Genomic DNA, 15,508 nt, shown 5'->3' on the forward strand with positions numbered 1-15,508 from the left:
GGCCAGCGCCTGGGCCCTCAGGGCTTGGACGTCACGGCCGGCTTGCTCGAAGAGCGCATCTTCGACTGGGTCGGCCGCGAGCGGTTGAGCCTGAACGACGTATGTCGGCGGTTGAAGAGCGAGGCCATTGCCAGCCCGCGCGGCAAGAGCTGGTGGGACCGCACCACCGTATGGGGCCTGTTGAAGAACCCCGCCTATCGCGGTCAAGCGGCCTTCGGCAAGACCCACGCTGATACTCTGCGCCCGAGGTTGCGTGAGCAACGAGGGAGAACTATCACTCCACGCTCAGGTCGCTCGACATACGACGTTCCGGCCAGCCAATGGCTGACAATCCCGGTGCCAGCCCTGGTGAGCGAGGCGTTGTTTGACGCCGTGCAGGTGCAGCTTGAAGAGAACCGCCAACGCGCTCGAAGCGGCCAGCGGGGAGTGAAGTACCTGCTGCAGGGCTTGATCGTGTGCGCCTGCTGTGGCTATGCCTACTACGGCAAGGCCATCAGTCCCAGTGCCCGCAAGCACCACACGCGGAATTATGCTTACTATCGTTGTATTGGCAACGATGTCTACCGCTTTGGTGGACATCGCTTGTGTCAGAACAAGCAGCTACGTACCGATAGGCTGGAGCAAGCGGTTTGGGGTGAAGTGTGCCGTCTGTTGGAAGATCCCCGCCGCGTGGTGGGCGAGTACCAGCGACGGCTGGACGCGGTGCAGGCGCCACCCGGACAAGCTGATGCCGCCGTGCTGGAGCGTCAGATGGCCAAGGTGCAGCAAGGCATCGCACGCCTGATCGATGGGTACGCCGAGGGTTACCTCGACAAGACCGAAGCCGAGCCCCGCATTCGCCGCTTCAAGGAGCGACTGCACACGCTCGAAGTACAGGCCGAACAGGCGCGGACCCAGGCTCGCCTGGAGGCCGACTTGCAGCTCGTTATCGGTCGGCTGGAGGAGTTCAGCGCCCAGGTCAGCGACGGGTTGGAGCAACTTGACTGGCATGGTCGACGGGACCTCATCCGCACGTTGGTCAAGCGTGTGGAGATCGAACCCGAGCGCGTCCGGGTCGTCTTCCGCGTCGATGAAGACCCGCCCCCGCCAGGGCCGGGCTCAGTTTTGCAACGTTGTTGCCGGAGTGATGACACCCCCTTGCGGGGTGCCACGGTTGGTGTCGCGCGCCACTGTCGTGCGGATCTCTCCGCCGTCGTCGGCACGTTCAACCACCGGTGCATCAAGCCACTGGCGGATCACGGCCAGTACCGTCCCGTCGGCAACCCGCCGTGCAACGCAGCGCAGCAGGTCCCCGTGCGGGATCGTGTTGAAGTAGTCCGAGAGATCGGCGTCCACCACCTCGCGCGCACCACGCTCGGCAATGCCGAAGTGGATGCGGCGTAGTGCCATCTTGGCGTCCATGCCTTCGCGGAAGCCGTACTGCCAGGGGAACAGGTCTTCATCGAAGACCGGTCCGAGAACCAGCAGCACCGCCATTTGCGCGACACGGTCGCGGATGGTCGGAATGCCCAGCGGGCGCTTCCCGCCGTTTGCCTTGGGAATCCATACACGCCGCAGGGGCGCGCACCGGTACTGCTTGGTACGCAGCTCCTGCCGTAGTCTTTGCAGCCAGGCCTCCAGCCCCTGTTCCTCGATGCGCTCGAAGGTCTGGCCATCTACTCCCGGCGCGCCGCGGTTGGCGCGGCAGCGTCGATACACTTCGGACAGGACGTCTTCGCGGCACACCTTGTCCCACAAGCTGTAGAACCGGTAGGCTGCTTCGCTCTTGGCTTTCACCTGCAACGCACTCTGCAGGGTTCGAACCGAATCAGGCAGGGTTAGTAGGCTCGCGCCAATCCCTGGGCTCTTCCCACTTTGTACGTTCGCCTCGGAACAGGGGGCCTTCGCTCCACCAGCGTTACCCGGCTTCATCACTACTACGCCCCCATCCGCCATCCGCAGCGGCCGACTCCACCCCTCACGAGGTCGTCGTTGATCAACTGCCGGTCAATCACCACCACGGACTTCCCTTGTTGCACGATCGATCTGTACCCATGCGTGCTGCCACCACTACCCCGGTGGACGCGGCGCCTGCTCTTCACGCTCGCTTCGGCGCCGCCGACGGCCTTCCCCGTTTGTATGGCGGGTCGGCATCCACGATGACTTTTCGAGGCCTGCTCAGTGTTCACTCACGTTGCGGCCCGCATGGCCTGCTGGCCTCCTACGAGGCCTTTTCAAGCAGTGCTTCAGCCCATTCGTTACCTCCTGGACCGCTCCTTGTGCTTCCGGCCGGAGCGCGAGTTGGCCGGGTCGGGCTTTCACCGACGGATCAACCGTGCCTTTGCAAGGCACACATACGAACCATCTGGAAAGATCGTTGCGCCCGGTACCGCTAGGTCGCCGGAATTGGTTGTTCTGCTGGACCGAGGTCGGGGCTCAACACGCCGGCATCGTGCAAAGCCTCATCGTGACGTGCCGGCTGCACGGCATCGACCCGTACACCGACCTCGTGGACGTGCTGCAGCGCGTGGGCCAGCATCCGGCCGCACGCGTGGCCGAGCTCACGCCACGGCTGTGGAAGCAGCACTTCGCAGCCAACCCGCTGCGCTCGACCTTGCACGGCCTGACCGTTTAGGCAAGAACGCCGCCGGGCGAGCGCTTACAGCGAAGAGGCCCGCCCCTGTCGCCAAGAAAGCGGCCGCGAAGAAGGTACCGCAACCGGTGGCTGCGGCCACTTTCCGCACGAAGATCGATCTGGCGAGCCTCGCGGTCGGCGCCAAGACGGTCAAGCAGCTCGCCCGCGCGGTGGGCAAGCTGGCGCAGACGCTCTCCAGGATGGACGAGAGCGGTGCCGTGCGGCTGGAGCAGCCCGTGAGGGCCAAGGGCGCGCACCTGGCCACGACTGACGCCAAGGCCGCCAAGCGCTTCGGCATGGAAGAAGGCCGTGCCCCGCGCGGTGCCAAGACCGCTGCACCGGCGGCCAAGAAGCGAGCTGGTGCCACGCAAGCGGCTACGACGCCTGCGCCCGCGAAGAAGGCGGCTGGCAAGAAGGCCGCTGCGAAGAAGACGCGCGCCCAGGCCACCCCTGCGGATGAGGCTCCCGCAGCTGAAGCCGTCGACGTCACCGTGACGGCCAAGCGTGCAGCCCGAAAGGCCTCAGCCAAGAAAGCGCCGGCCAGGAAGGCTGCGGCGAGGAAGACACGCGCCCAGGCTGCGGCGGCTGATGCTGTGCCGAAGGCCGAGGCGGCCGATACCGCGGCGCCGGCCGCGAAGAAGGCAGCTGCCAGGAAAGCGCCCGCCAAGAAGGCTGCAGGCAAGAAGGCACCGCGCAGGACGAGTGCCGCCAGCGGCTCGAACGAGCCCGTGCGTGCTGCGAACGAAGTGTCCGCCGTGGCTCCCGAAGCGCCGCCGGCCACCGACACGCCGGTCGCCGAGGCCACCGTGTCCTGATACTGCAACGGCGAGGGAAGCACCCTACCCCCGGCCTTGCCGGCTTTGCGGTATCCGGCGCAGGGCCTTCCATGCACTGGCCGTCCAAGCCACCAACGAAGGAGGAGCATCTCGGCATGGCCATGGAGGAAAGCAGCATGAGACAGCTGCGCGTGACCATTCCAGACGGCGTCGAATTCGCGGACCTGTGCCTGTCGCGCGACGCGGAAGATGGATTGCTGCGCTTCAGGATGGCGCCCATCGAGGCCATCTGCGAGGCCAGTGAGCTGGACCTCGACGCACTCGTGCAAGGCCCACGGCCGCTGGTGGGGCTGCTGATCGCCGCCTGGTACGAGACCCACCTCGCGCGAGGCGGCGCACCGGATCCGGTCCAGGAGGACCTCCTGGAAGAAGCACGGCTTCAGATGGAGCACGGCGGCGGCTTCACGTACCCGCCGGGACATGCCTGAACTCGAAGCAGGAACCATCGGCCGCAGACCACGCACGCCCTCGAGCGGGTGTGGCGGTGCTGAAACAACGGCTCAAGCCCGGCCCGCATGAATGGCAAAGTTCAGGGCCATGTCTTCGATGCCCGATCAGCAGCCCTCACGGCTGCTCCAGACCTTCTACGACCGACTGTCCCGCCGCTATGGTGCGCCGGGGGTGTGCTTGCGCGACTTTCCCGGCCGCTGGCTGGTGTTCCGCACCGCGGACCTGGCAGCCGGCCTGGAACGCGCGGTCATTGATGTCGAGCTCCCAGAGCACGACATGGCCGAAGAGCTCGCGGAAATGGAGTCCAGGGCGCAATTCGCTGTCGGCGAAGGCGACGACGCGACCCTGGTGCTGATGTACCTGGCCAGACGGCTGCGGCCGGGTCACGACCCACATGCCGCGCCTGCAACGACGTTTCTCTCCATCACGGTGTGGAGCCTGGCGCACGCCACGGCGCTGACCGGCCGCATCGAGCTCGACGAAGCGGGCACGCCGATTCGGATCGGGGCGCCCGATGCCCTGCCCCGTTCGGGAAACCAGCGCGCCTGCTGACATGCCCGGCTCCAGCGGGCGCTTGAGTGCCATCGCTTCCGACGACCGTCCAGCTTGTGCCAAGCGTTCGTGCAACGGCGACGCCGACTTCAACGGTGCTCAGCGCCGAGCCGGGCAGTGACGGTGTGCCGAGGGCCAGCAGAACGCGACGAGGATGCCGGTGCCGCAAAATGCCCTGCGCGTCGTGCTGGAGGTGCGTTCGCATCGGCCAGCACGTCCTTGGAGAAACCATGCGACCGCGATGTCAGAATCACACGGTCATCCCATTCTGTGCAAACAACCCATGAACCGTATAGGCGCCAGCACCATGGAAAAAGCCCCGCGTCGCGGGGCTTTCACATTGGAGCCTTGATGCTGCCGGTGTATCCCTGGCATCTCAAGCTCCTGCCGGCTTGGACCGGCTTTGCGGCGCGCCGCAGGTTCAGGACAGGTGTTTGCTGACCAGCCCCGTCATCTCGAACATCGTCACCTCGTCCTTGCCCATGACGGCCTTGAGCGCGCCGTCGCACAGGATGTTGCGCTTGTTCGCCGGGTTCTGCAGGTTGTGCTGCTTGATGTAGTCCCACAGGCGCTTGGTGGCTTCGGTGCGGGGCAGCGGCTCGGCGCCGATGATGGCGGCCAGTTCAGGGCTGGGCTTCAAGGCCTTCATGAAAGCACTGCTTTTCTGGGGTTTGGTCTCGGCCAAGTGGAATCCTCATAAACAACGGGGTGGGCAGCATAACGCCATCAAGGAATCCGGACCTACCGCCAAGGTCACGGCAGTTCAGCGTCGCGGCTCGTGGCGCGGCATTGCCCGCATGGCGCAAGCAGCCTGGATACCCGCCGTTGAGCTTTCATCTAAACTGGGACTGAACGGCTCCCGTCCATCGGGTCAAAGGGCGTCGGTGTACGCATGCAGCCATGCGGCAGTCCCTACGCTGGCGCTCGACGTCCTCTTCACGAGCCATCCGCCTGCGGCCAACACGCGACCTCAGCCATGGCGCGGAACCCGATCGACAGCGAGCCTGTCCGACGTGCTCAGGGTTGCGACAGCGGTCGCAACCGCTGGCTTGACGAATACTTGGTGGAGCATCACTTGGCAAAGCCCAATTGGCAACCGAAGCAGCGTGACGGCAACCGCGGTCGTGGCCGTGACTACCCTGACTCGCCCCGGGATAACGTCATTTTTCACCCGTCGTCGAACAGACGGCCCGATCGGCCGCGGCAAGACAACGCCAAGCCCGCGGTCGCCAAGCAAGGTGTGAAGGGCGCCTTGCGGGCTGCGAACCTGCGACTGCTGCTGGAAAACGCGCCCGTGCCGGAAGCCATGGCGCTGGTGGCCGAGGTGCCCCTGGAGCGCCTTGAAGCCATGTCCCAGGGCGCACTCTGCCCTGACGAGACAGCCTTCCATATCGAGCGCACCCTGAAGCTGCCCGGCAAATGGCTCGATGGCCTCAACAAGGAGGTGCCTGCGCGCACGCTGCATCTGTTGAAGAACCCGGATCAAGCACAGCTGCTGGATGACGAGGAGCTCGACGAGGATTCCACGACTGTCATGCCGGTGGTGAGCACTGCCTCCGGGCAGCCCACGTCGGAAGGCTCTGTCGTTTCTCAAGCAGCGCCCGCCCCGGCGAAGACTGCTGCTCATGCGCTACAGGTCCAGGAGGCCGCTGGTGACGCCACAGCCGCCGTGAATTTCGCTCTCAGGGCAGCGAGCAACGAAGGAAGTGAAGAAGCGCCGACAGGAGGACCGGCTGTTGAGGCCGACAAGGCGCTTGCTGCGCCTGAAAGCGCGCAAGCCGCTGGCAAGCGTGCCGCTGCAGCGCCAAGGCGAACGGCTGCCGCTGCCGAAGTGCAGTTGCATTTGTCCGAATTGGCCTCCCCCTTGCAACCTGGTGCGAAAGACCTCCTCCCCATGGCAACTCCCGAAGTGCGCAAGCAGAACCTGGCCGTGTTGCTGCAGGGCAAGGGCGCCAAGAGCGCGCTGGCCCGCCTGCTGCACGCCAAGCCGCCGTACGTGTCAGCCATGCTCAGCGGGCGCAAGGCCCTGGACCAGGAGCTGTGCCGTGAAATGGCCCGGGTGCTGGGCTTGCCCGCCAACTGGTTCGAGGCTCCTCGCACGGCCGCTGACATTCCGGCGTCCACGCTTGAGCGTCTTGCGCCCTTGCGGGGGGCAGCCACCGACGCCAACACCGCACCGAGCAGCGACACGGCTGAAGTCCCCTTGGCCGTAACCGATTCGAGCGGGCCGAGTGCCGGGCAGACGGACGCCGCTGAAGATGATGGCGCCTCCCACGCTGCCCCCATTAAGCAGACACGACGGCGCGCCCAAGGCGCCCAACAGCCCATCGAACCCACTGATCTCGTCGAGGCATCCACCAGCGCGGGTACCACCGCTGCGCCCCAGGCCGAGCTGTTGGTGCCGGTTGCGCCTGAAGCTCAGCCCGCGGCGCAAGCGCCTGCGCCCGCCTTGCGTACCGAGGTCATTGCGCCTGCTGCACTGGCGCCAGTTGCGGCACCGGCTGAGGCCCCGGCACCTGTGGATACTTATCAGGCCACGCTGCGAGCTGCTGACTTCACGCCGGTGTATTCACAGCCCTTGGTCATCGAAGGCGGCCTGGCGCCCATCACGGAAGCGCTCATCAAGATCCTGGTGCTCAAGGCCAGGCAAGGCGCGCTGTCGGAAGACAAGGCCTTCGAGCTGCTGGGAGAGCTGCGCTTGCTCTGAGCCACCGGCGTTGCGCCAACAACCCAGTGCCGGCGGACCGCAGGCTTGGCCGGGATACGGCGATGGTTGAAGCGTCGGCATCCTGGCTGTCAGCCGGATTCGAGCAAGCCGCTGAAACCGCCGTGGCGGGTGCTCGACATGCATGGCGTGCCACAGCTGCGCTGATTCCGGCGCGCCGTCCGTTTCGAACCATCGACCCACGTAGACGCAGGCCACGCTGGGCGTTTGCAACGACCGAGGTTCAGTGTGACCGGGCAGCCCACTGCATCACGCGACGGCGTGCCGCAAGGAGGCGCTGGACGCGCATTGAACGAAGAGCCGGGCGTTGCGGCCATCACGGCCGGGAACTGGACCGGCTCGGCGTTGCTTTTCCGCGCAGGAGCAGCCTGCCATGTGAAGCCGGTGCACTGCAGTTGCCGCGCACCTTCGTGCTGGGCCAGGCGCTCATCCGCCGCCGAGGCACTGGACGCCGAATGGACCTCCGTCTGCAAGACTTGGGCCAACTCATACAATACTTGTCCCTCAACGACTCATGGCGCCTGTAGCGGCGCCCTCCATGGAAGTCTTCATACTCATCGCCCTCATCGTGCTCAACGGCCTGTTTGCCATGTCCGAGATCGCTCTCGTGACCGCCCGCAAGGCCAGGCTGCAGAAGCTCATCGATGAGGGCGACAGCGCCGCCGCCGCGGCCGTCAAGCTCGGCGAAGACCCGACCCGGTTTCTCTCGACGATCCAGATTGGCATCACGTCCATCGGCGTGCTCAACGGCATCGTGGGCGAGGCTTCCCTGGCGCAGCCGCTGGCCGCCTGGCTCAGCGATCTGGGTGCTCCCGAGCCCTACGCAGGCTACGGTGCCACGGGCTTGGTGGTGGTGCTCATCACCTACTTCTCCATCGTCGTGGGCGAGCTCGTTCCCAAGCGCCTGGGCCAGTCGCATCCCGAGACGCTGGCGCGGCTGGTGGCGCGGCCCATCGACTTCCTGGCGCTGGCCACCAAGCCCTTCGTGAAGCTGCTCACCGTCTCGACCCAGGGTTTCCTGAAGCTGCTGGGCGTGAAGGACGGCAACAACCATGCGGTCACTGAAGAGGAGATCCATGCGGTGCTCGCCGAGGGCACGAGCGCGGGCGTCATCGAGTCGCACGAGCACACCATGGTGCGCAACGTGTTCCGGCTTGACGACCGGCAGATCGGCTCGCTGATGGTGCCGCGCGCCGACGTCGTGGCCCTGGACGTTGATGACCCTTTCGAGGTGCACCTTGCGCTCATCGAGCAGTCGGACCACGCACGCTTTCCCGTCGTCAAGGGCGGGTTCGACCAGCTGCTGGGCGTGATCAATGCCCGGCAGTGGCTGTCGCGCGCGCTGCAAGGCGGCTCACGCAGCCTGTCGGAGCAGCCGCTGAAGGCGCCGCTGTACGTGCCCGAGACCGTCACCGGGATGGAGCTGCTCGACAACTTCCGCGACTCGGACGTGCAGATGGCCTTCGTCATCGACGAGTACGGCCAGATCCAGGGCATCGTCACGCTGCAGGACCTCATCGAGGCCATCACGGGCGAGTTCCAGCCGCGCGACCCGGCCACCTCCTGGGCCATGCAGCGCGAGGACGGCTCGTGGCTGCTCGACGGGCACATCCCCGTGCCCGAGCTCAAGGACCGGCTGGGACTCGACGCGGTACCCGAGGAGGAGCGCGGCCGCTACCACACCCTGAGCGGCATGCTCATGCTGATGACGGGCCGCTTGCCCAGCCTGGGCGACTCCGTGGAGTGGGAGGGCTGGCACTTCGAGATCGTGGACATGGATGACAAGGTCATCGACAAGGTGCTCGCCTGCCGGCTGCCGCAGGCGACTGCCGAAGCTGCGCCCGACGAGGCGGTAGATCGAAAAGCTGCCTGATGCGCGAGCTTCTCTCGAGGCGGCCTGCGTGCATGTACCGCGCGCTGGGCGGCACAAACGCCCTGGCGTGCCTGTGTGCTGGCCTCATACAGCAGGCGGTGGCCGCGGCACAAGCCGTCCAGTGGCCCAAGGGCATGCCTCTGGGCGAGCGGCTGGAGCTCATGAGGGTGCAGCAAGCCGGTTCAGCCGGCCGCAGCTGTCCCTGAGACTGTTCATGCTTGACGCCAGCATTGCCGTGGACTTCGACAAGGCGGATGAGACGTACCAAGTGCGCATGCGCCCTCAGCAGGGGCTGAACCAGACGGACTTCCCGGTATTCGCCAGCCCGCGATGGACCGACGGGGTCGTGATGCGATCACTGCTGGACCATGTACAGCAGGACTGCAGCCCATCGTCGCCAGCGCCTGGCGTACTGTCCCGGGATACCGGGTCGCGCATCACCCGCGCAATAGGATGAAAGCGTTTTCTTCCGCCGCTGGAGCGGCCACCTGCCGCTGCGACGCTGCTGTGGCGCGGCCTATCGGAGTTGTTAGCCTCCTCAACTTCCTCAGCACGGTGTTGGCCTGATTCTGGCTGCCCAGGGTATGGCGCTGGGCGTTACGGCGAACATTCATCTTGCCTGCCTGCCGTACAACCTGCTCCTGTTCGGGTCCGTTTGGCGGCATCCACACCATCCTGCACGGGGCCTGCTGTCGAGAGCGCCCAAAACAACTTCACCCTTGAAATCTCTTCGCTCGCCACCATCTTGCGCGGCTGTTCCCAACCCGGCACGACATGAGCACACGCGAACCCGATACCAAGACAACGATCTCCAGTGATGGGCTGCGGTACACGGCCAAGAAGCCCGGCTCGGCTTTCGGCTCGGTGACCCTGGGCAGCGCCTCGGCCACGATGTCGTGCTTCAAGTGTGGCCTGCACAGGCCAATCTCCGAACTGGTGACCAGGAAGATCCTCGGGCGCAACCAGAAGGTGTGCGCCGAGAACTGCCGGCAAAAGGCCTGAACCCTTGTGGCGGTAGAACGCAGCACGATCGCTGCGTCACCGCAAGGGCGCGCGACGGATTTCGTCTTCCAGGAACTGGTGGGCCTGGCCAACGAGCTTCACACGAACATTGATGATCCTTACTGACGAAGACACCCACGTCCTGCGCGAGGCTGCGCCCGAGGCCGAGGCACTGGGCCGCTTGGCGCCGGCGCAGCTCAAACTCATCGAGCGCCACGACTGGTTCCGGCTGCTGGCGCCGCGCTCCCTGGGTGGCGCGCAACTGCCCTTGCCGCAGGCCGTGCGGCTGGAAGAGGCCATCGCCGAGGCCGACGGCAGCTGCGGCTGGGTGGTGACGTTGTGCGCCGGCGCGGGCTGGTTCGCCGCTTTCCTGCCGCCCACGCTGGCGCGCGAGGTGGTGGCCACACCCGGGATGTGCCTGGCCGGCAGCGGCGCGGCCACCGGCGTGGCCGAGCGGGAGGGCGACGGCTGGCGCATCGCCGGCCGCTGGGCACACGCCACCGGCGCGCCGCACGCCAGCCATTTCACCTTTGCCGCCGTGCTGCACGAAGGTGGTCAGCCGCTGCGCGATGCGTCTGGGGCGCCAAGCGTGCGGGCCTTCATCGTGCCGGCGGCCGGCGTGCAGGTGCTGCCGACCTGGGCCGCCATCGGGCTGCGCGCCAGCGCCAGCCACGCCTTCGAGATCCGCGATCTGGTGGTGCCCGACATCCATGCCTTCGACATCGCCCCCGCCACGGCGACGCAGCCTGGTGCGCTCTACCGCTTCCCCTTCGACGCGCTGGCCTGCGTGACGCTGGCGGCCAACCTCGGTGGCATGGCGCGCGGCTTCCTGCGCCTGGCCACGCCGCTGGTGCTGGAACGCCCCGTCGGGCCCAGCCGGCAGCCCCTGGGCGCGCGGCTGCAGGTGCGCGCCCAGCTGCAGTCATCCGCGCAGCAACTCGAAGGCGCGCGCGGCCGGTGCCTGGAGCTGCTCGATGCAGCGTGGAACCAGGTCGAGCGCGACGGTGGACGGATCGACGAGAAGCCGCTGCGCGACGCGGCATTGGCCTGGGCGCGCACGGCGCGTGAGGCCGTGGATGGGGTCTACCCCCTGTGCGGCCTGGCCGCCGCCGATCCGCGCACCGACCTCAACCGGGCTTGGCGCGACCTGCACACGGCCACGCAGCACGCGATGCTGCTGTAGGGGACGGGATGCGCGTAGGCAGCCAATTGGCTGCTTCATGGATGCCTACGCATCCAGGCTCGCTCGCCCCAGCCATTGCCCACCCGCGCGCTTGCGCCTCCCTCTCGCGCACCTGCTGCGTCAGCTCGGGCGGCATCCACACCTCCACGCGCATCCAATCGCTCCTGCCAGCGATTGCCGCTTCGTCTGCGCGGACAGTTCGCCCAAGGCGCTGCGCCATACTTGGCCGGCATGAGCCTGCTGCAAAGCATGAAACGGTGGAACAAGCAGGTGCAGCGGGTGCTGGACACGGCCGTCGGGCTCGTGCTGTCGTATGCGCTGCTGCTGCCGCCGCTGGACCTGTGGGGCGTGGCCCTGCTGATGATGGCGCTGTCGTTCCTGATCGAGCTCCTTGTCGTCAGGCACTATGCGCTGGCCGCGGCGTTCATCACGCCGCTGACCATCTTGCTGGCTGAGGCCGCAACGCTGGGCCAGAGCTCCGCCGCTGACCTGATCCGAGCACGTTTTCTGGACACGGTCCTCGGCTGCCTGGTCGGCTTCGCCGGGGGCGCCTGCTTGCACAATCCGAGGTTTCGCACAACGACAGGCCGTTGGATGCTGGCGCTGGCACCTGCCCACCTCAGACCGCACGACGGTCCGCCCGGTCCACCATCCAATCCGTAGGCCATGCCGCTGGGCCATGGGCTGCGCGTGCCTTGCATTCATCGACCAGGCAATGCGCCGTCTCCACGGTTGCCACTGGCAAGTCCAGGACTTCACCTCCGGATTGCCTACTTTTTAAGCATTCCAGAAAAGTTCAAACGGGACAGCGGCTTATGACGCGCTGCGATGGCTTGCGTACAGAGTTATCCCCAGCAAATGGGGATAGCTTGGGATGGAGGCGCGGCATGCGCGGCGCCCTTGCGAGCTTGCAGCCTACGGCCTGCGCGCAGGCCTTGGCCGGATACCGGCCAGCTCGATGCGAAGCGCTTCCCGGTCGAACTCGGGCGCCATCAGGTCGGGCAGCCATTCCACGCGGCCGTAGAAGAGCAGCGCGGCGGCGTAGACCGCCATGCTGACGGTGGCCTCACCGCGCTCCATGCTCATGACCGTGGGCACCGAGACGTTGATCTCGGCCGCCAGCGTGCGGATCGACATCCTGCGCCGCTCACGTGCCAGGCGCAGGTTCGCGCCCAGTTCCTGCAGCGCCTTGGCCATCGGGGCGGGCATGTCGTTGGTGATCCTGGGGGCACGGGGCATGCATCATATTTTCAACTATCTCGCGTCGATGTTCAAATAAAATTGAACATCGCTGCCTCCTTGCCTGCTTGTCGGTTGACCGGATCGGCAGCGTCCCGACAGCGCAAGCTCGCCTGGACAAGCGCGCGGGCAGGCTTCCTGGCGGGTGCATGCAGCCCACCCCCGTTGCGCCATGCCCGCTTGCCGAGTCGAGCCCCAAGGCGCTTGGCGGGCTCATCGCATGAACGGCCGCAGGGGACGGCACGACAGTCCCGCGCTGCAGCCTTTTCACCAAGTCGCCCATGGCGACCGGGCATCGCCGGGACAAAGCACCAAGCAAACCCGCTCCGAAGATATGGCGCCAACTCAAATCCAGCGGCAAATTGCAAATGTCTAGAGCAACGGCTGTGAAGCACGTCAATGTAATGCCTGATGGCTCGCCGATTAATGGTACCGCAGCGATGCCGATGCTATTTGCCGAAGCGAGCTCTGATCCGCCTGCGCGGGCATGACGAAGGAATATTTCAGCTTCGATCGAGAAGCCGAATGAGACGTCAAGGGTGTGTTCGATGGGTGCTTACGGCCCGCTGGTTTCGTTCTTTCTTTTCCTTCTCTTTCTTCTCTTTATCGTAATGCCACTTGATGGCGAAGAACATGCCCGTGCCGAACACGAGAATCTTGAACGCAAAGAAGACTATAGGGACCCAATCCATCATTTGAGTATTTCCAGGCTATTACTTGACACCGTCTATCGTGAGGAGCGTTACCTTGAAACGCTGCTTCAGTGGCTTCATTTTCCTGTTAAAGCCATCGTCAATTCAATTTCTATTTTAACATATTCGGAAAGACCACACCCGGCTCAAGATGGTTTTTCCGGGCGCCTGCCATCAGGTGGCAAACATAAGTGCCAAGGTCGATATCCTCGAATGATTGCCGTCTCTTGATTATGGCTGTCGGCATGTACGGTGAGTCCATCAAACGCCCTAAGAGCCTTGCCGCAAGATACGGTTGTCGATAGCTCACGGCCTTAACTGCCATGTCAGCTTTGGGCACATTCCAGCCGGCAAAATGCTGCACGCTTTTGAAGTAACCTCGGTCTACTTCACGACGCTTTCAGCCGCTTGATATGGGAATGGGCTGGCGCCGGCAAGCGGAATTCACGGTGAGCCAGAGCGCGGCTCGCGCTTGCCCTTGACAGGCTACGCATCAGGGCTGGAGCGAGTTTGGTTTCAGCCAGGACGCTTCGCCGGGCTGAGTGCCCTCCAAATGCCACCGGGCTTGACGAGCCCAGTGGAAAGCGCCGTTCCAGCCAGCACCACCAGCCCCGCGACAGCCGTCTGCATGGTGACGTCTTCGCCAAGGAACGCTGCGCCCCACAGGATCCCGAACGCGGGGACGAGAAAGGTGACGGCAAGGGCGCGGGCCGGGCCTACATGGGCAATGAGCCTGAAGTACAGGATGTAGGCGATGCCGGTGCACGCCGCGCCCATCACGAAGACGCTGGCCCATGCCATGAGCGACACCGGCTGCGCCGGCCATGCCAGCAGCGCCAGGGGGCCAGCACGAGGGCCGCGCCCACCTGGCTGCCCGTGGCCACCGCCAGCGGGTTCACGCCGGCGAGTCGGCGCTTGGTGTAGGTCGCCGCGATCCCGTAGGACAGGGTGGCGCTGGCGGTTGCTGCGGTAACGAGCCCGGATGCTGGAGCGGGCGCCATGCGAGCGCACTCCGCAAACGAACATCAAATTCCACAGCGTGCCGGCCAGCGACGAAGGCCTGGGCCGCATCCAGGCGCTGGCCACTGCCGAGCGCGCGCTGCAAAGTGCCATCGCCTCGCCCCTGCAGGACCGCATCGCCGCTGACGTGGCCGCTGCGCTTGGCAGCCCGCAGGCCGCGCAGCCCAAGCCCAAGTTCTGTCCCACCTCGGGCCACCGCAACGCAGGCAGTGTCCGCGTTGGCGTGGACCGTGGCGCGAGGTTCGCAGGCTGAACAGCCGTAACCCCTTCGCTGCAGACGTGTCGGCCCGCTGTCGGTCTTCAGCAAACGTGCGCCGTCGGTAACGCACGGTGAACGGCCCCCCGCAATGGAAGGGGCCAGGCAGGGCGGTGCGAGAACAGCCGTTTCTCGGGATTGCGAAAACGGCTCCTATAACGCTGCTCTCCAGACGAAGGAGTGCCGATCATGCGTCCATGTACAAACGTCCTGCGCGCCTGTTCAAGCATCCGGGCGCGCCGTCGAGCGGCCGGCTTGCCCCTCTTCGTGAGCCTGGCCCTTGTGGTGGGCCTGCTGGCGGTGCCGCCCGACGCCGCGGCGGCGAGAGTGCGGGGCGCAGCCAATCCCTGGCTGGCCGGTGCTCCGGACGGGACCGCGGATTTTCCGGACAGAGCGCCGTACCAGTCCCCCGTGGCCGTGACGTGGATCGACCTGAGCGCCACGCCGACGCTGCGCTTCAACGTCACGGGCGCAGTGGCCAATTGCGGGACCACTAGTCCGTCCACCGTGTGCTGCCCGACCTGCGGTTTCGCCTTTCCGAGCCCGGACGGAGCGATACCGGGCCGCGACGGCGCCGACTGGTTCAGCCATCTCAGCTTCAATGGCCTGTCCAACATCGTGGCGCCCATCAATTCCCTGATTGGCGTCTTCCTGGGGCCCGACGAGCCGGATACCGGCCGCACGCCGGCGGTGCTGGACTTCTCCCGGCTGGGGCTGGATTTTTCCAGATTGCGTCCGCAACTGCAGCAGACATTTTTCATCGGCGATGGGCTTGCGGGGGAAGGCGTGGGAAGCCAGCAGGTCTTCTACGTGCCCGAGGGAGCCACGCGGTTGTTCCTGGGCACCATGGATGGCGCCGAATGGAACAACAACGCCGGTGCCTTTGACGTGCATATCCAGCCAGTGCCCGAGCCCTCGTCGCTGGTGCTGATGGTGGCGGGCATTCTGGGCCTGGGCGCCTGGCGGCGCCGCGGTCGCCGGCAGCCTTGAGTACGCGTTCCACACGGGAGCGGTGATGCAAGGACGTAGCGGTCCCCAAGGTGTGGCTTGCGGGATCGCCTTGTGC

General features: G+C 65.8%; 15 protein-coding genes and 3 pseudogenes. 13 read left to right on the plus strand and 5 right to left on the minus strand.

Translation table 11 applies throughout. The annotated features are described in order from the left end of the window. Window positions 1–42: 42 nt before the first annotated feature. Window positions 43–630, plus strand: a pseudogene (locus Q0741_RS28930) (recombinase family protein); the annotation flags it as partial. A 468-nt stretch (window positions 631–1,098) separates the two neighbouring features. Here the strand turns inward: Q0741_RS28930 and Q0741_RS28935 are convergent. Then, window positions 1,099–1,935 (minus strand): reverse transcriptase domain-containing protein, encoded by an 837-nt coding sequence (locus Q0741_RS28935; RefSeq protein WP_367184188.1) that lies wholly within the window; start codon window positions 1,933–1,935, stop codon window positions 1,099–1,101. Between the two features lie 400 nt (window positions 1,936–2,335). Here Q0741_RS28935 and Q0741_RS27435 point away from each other — a divergent pair. The 4 genes and pseudogenes from Q0741_RS27435 to Q0741_RS27450 all read left to right on the plus strand — a co-directional run. Beyond that, window positions 2,336–2,614: pseudogene (locus tag Q0741_RS27435) on the plus strand (transposase domain-containing protein); the annotation flags it as partial. An 86-nt stretch (window positions 2,615–2,700) separates the two neighbouring features. Further along, complete coding sequence (locus Q0741_RS27440) at window positions 2,701–3,429, plus strand: histone (RefSeq protein ID WP_298236368.1); 729 nt, start codon at window positions 2,701–2,703, stop codon at window positions 3,427–3,429. Window positions 3,430–3,545: 116 nt separating this feature from the next. Then, window positions 3,546–3,878: a hypothetical protein gene (locus tag Q0741_RS27445; RefSeq protein ID WP_298236369.1), complete on the plus strand. Its 333-nt coding sequence runs from the start codon at window positions 3,546–3,548 to the stop codon at window positions 3,876–3,878. A 109-nt stretch (window positions 3,879–3,987) separates the two neighbouring features. Then, window positions 3,988–4,452, plus strand: coding sequence for a hypothetical protein (locus tag Q0741_RS27450; protein WP_298236370.1), 465 nt, complete (start codon window positions 3,988–3,990; stop codon window positions 4,450–4,452). Between the two features lie 421 nt (window positions 4,453–4,873). On the opposite strand, the gene Q0741_RS27455 is transcribed toward Q0741_RS27450, so the two are convergent. Continuing rightward, entirely contained in the window at window positions 4,874–5,101 is a 228-nt protein-coding gene (locus Q0741_RS27455; protein ID WP_298236371.1) for an SWIB/MDM2 domain-containing protein, read from the minus strand. Between the two features lie 426 nt (window positions 5,102–5,527). On the opposite strand from Q0741_RS27455, the gene Q0741_RS27460 reads away from it, so the two are divergent. The 5 genes from Q0741_RS27460 (at window position 5,528) to Q0741_RS27480 (ending at window position 11,898) form a co-directional block, all read left to right on the plus strand. Then, the gene (locus Q0741_RS27460) at window positions 5,528–7,159 is read left to right on the plus strand and encodes a helix-turn-helix transcriptional regulator (protein ID WP_298236372.1); all 1,632 of its coding nucleotides are present in this window, start codon (window positions 5,528–5,530) and stop codon (window positions 7,157–7,159) included. Between the two features lie 556 nt (window positions 7,160–7,715). After that, window positions 7,716–9,050, plus strand: a complete 1,335-nt coding sequence (locus Q0741_RS27465) for a hemolysin family protein (RefSeq protein ID WP_298236373.1) — start codon at window positions 7,716–7,718, stop codon at window positions 9,048–9,050. 774 nt (window positions 9,051–9,824) lie between these two features. Further along, window positions 9,825–10,052: a hypothetical protein gene (locus Q0741_RS27470; RefSeq protein ID WP_298236374.1), complete on the plus strand. Its 228-nt coding sequence runs from the start codon at window positions 9,825–9,827 to the stop codon at window positions 10,050–10,052. A 112-nt stretch (window positions 10,053–10,164) separates the two neighbouring features. Continuing rightward, complete coding sequence (locus Q0741_RS27475) at window positions 10,165–11,235, plus strand: acyl-CoA dehydrogenase (protein ID WP_298236375.1); 1,071 nt, start codon at window positions 10,165–10,167, stop codon at window positions 11,233–11,235. Window positions 11,236–11,466: 231 nt separating this feature from the next. Then, a complete protein-coding gene (locus Q0741_RS27480; RefSeq protein ID WP_298236376.1) occupies window positions 11,467–11,898 on the plus strand; it encodes an FUSC family protein in 432 nt (143 codons plus the stop codon). Between the two features lie 252 nt (window positions 11,899–12,150). Here Q0741_RS27480 and Q0741_RS27485 read toward each other — a convergent pair whose 3' ends face one another. Beyond that, entirely contained in the window at window positions 12,151–12,474 is a 324-nt protein-coding gene (locus tag Q0741_RS27485; protein WP_298236377.1) for a helix-turn-helix transcriptional regulator, read from the minus strand. Beyond that, window positions 12,383–13,024 (minus strand): Na+/H+ antiporter NhaA, encoded by a 642-nt coding sequence (locus Q0741_RS27490; protein WP_367184191.1) that lies wholly within the window; start codon window positions 13,022–13,024, stop codon window positions 12,383–12,385. Before Q0741_RS27490 ends, Q0741_RS27485 begins: the two co-directional genes overlap by 92 nt. On the opposite strand from Q0741_RS27490, the gene Q0741_RS27495 reads away from it, so the two are divergent. After that, window positions 13,023–13,397 (plus strand): hypothetical protein, encoded by a 375-nt coding sequence (locus Q0741_RS27495; protein WP_298236378.1) that lies wholly within the window; start codon window positions 13,023–13,025, stop codon window positions 13,395–13,397. The two genes, Q0741_RS27490 and Q0741_RS27495, sit on opposite strands and share 2 nt — an antisense overlap. A 285-nt stretch (window positions 13,398–13,682) precedes the next feature. Here Q0741_RS27495 and Q0741_RS27500 read toward each other — a convergent pair. Beyond that, window positions 13,683–14,119: pseudogene (locus tag Q0741_RS27500) on the minus strand (DMT family transporter); the annotation flags it as partial. An 86-nt stretch (window positions 14,120–14,205) separates the two neighbouring features. On the opposite strand from Q0741_RS27500, the gene Q0741_RS27505 reads away from it, so the two are divergent. Then, entirely contained in the window at window positions 14,206–14,439 is a 234-nt protein-coding gene (locus tag Q0741_RS27505) for a hypothetical protein (protein ID WP_298236379.1), read from the plus strand. 258 nt (window positions 14,440–14,697) lie between these two features. Continuing rightward, the gene (locus Q0741_RS27510) at window positions 14,698–15,432 is read left to right on the plus strand and encodes a PEP-CTERM sorting domain-containing protein (RefSeq protein WP_298236380.1); all 735 of its coding nucleotides are present in this window, start codon (window positions 14,698–14,700) and stop codon (window positions 15,430–15,432) included. Window positions 15,433–15,508 lie beyond the last annotated feature (76 nt).

The sequence above is a fragment of the uncultured Azohydromonas sp. genome (assembly GCF_937926365.1).
Lineage (GTDB): Bacteria > Pseudomonadota > Gammaproteobacteria > Burkholderiales > Burkholderiaceae_C > Azohydromonas.